At 54.7% G+C, this 647-nt stretch carries 1 pseudogene; it reads right to left on the bottom strand.

Annotated elements, in window-relative coordinates:
- A pseudogene (locus BN1119_RS17070) lies at positions 1–556 on the bottom strand (transposase); the annotation flags it as partial.
- Positions 557–647 lie beyond the last annotated feature (91 nt).

Raw genomic sequence — 647 nt, 5'->3', positions numbered from 1 at the left:
CGCCGTAACAGCGCCCAGACCCGGCGATAGCCATAGGAGGGAAGCTCTGCCATCGCCTCCATGATACGGCCAAGTAAGGCTGCATCATCACGCTGGCGATGATGACGACCATCTTGCCAACCCGGTTTTCGATGAACACGAACGGATAGCTGCGCACGCGATACATTAAGAGCCTGGCTCACAGCACTTAATCGTCGTCCCCCGGCAACAAGGGCGCATGCGCAATCCATTTTTTTGCTCGACCATACTCCACGGCTTCTTTGAGGATCTCGTTCTCCATGGTCTTCTTCCCGAGCAGACGTTGTAGCTCTCGGATCTGCTTGATGGCAGCAGCCAACTCGGAAGCAGGAACAACATCCTCACCGGCGGTGATCGCCGTGAGAGACCCTTCTTGGAATTGCTTACGCCATTTGAAAAGCTGGTTTGCGTTGACGTCGTGCAAGCGAGCAACATGAGAGACGGTCATCCCGGGCTCAAAGGTCTGCTGCACGATGGCGATCTTTTCTTGTGGAGTCCGGCGTCGACGGCGCTCGGCCCCTGTTAACACTTCGACCATCTTCTCGTTGTGACTAGTACTGAACATAGCTCCAAGACTACCTCTTAAGTTAAGAGGGGCGAAGTGTCTGGATCTTCAAGGGGCCAATCTA

It is taken from the genome of Aeromonas bivalvium, assembly GCF_000819765.1.
Classification (GTDB): domain Bacteria; phylum Pseudomonadota; class Gammaproteobacteria; order Enterobacterales; family Aeromonadaceae; genus Aeromonas; species Aeromonas bivalvium.
The sequence above is the reverse complement of the archived record's forward strand: the minus strand, read 5'-3'. Positions and strand labels throughout refer to the sequence as shown.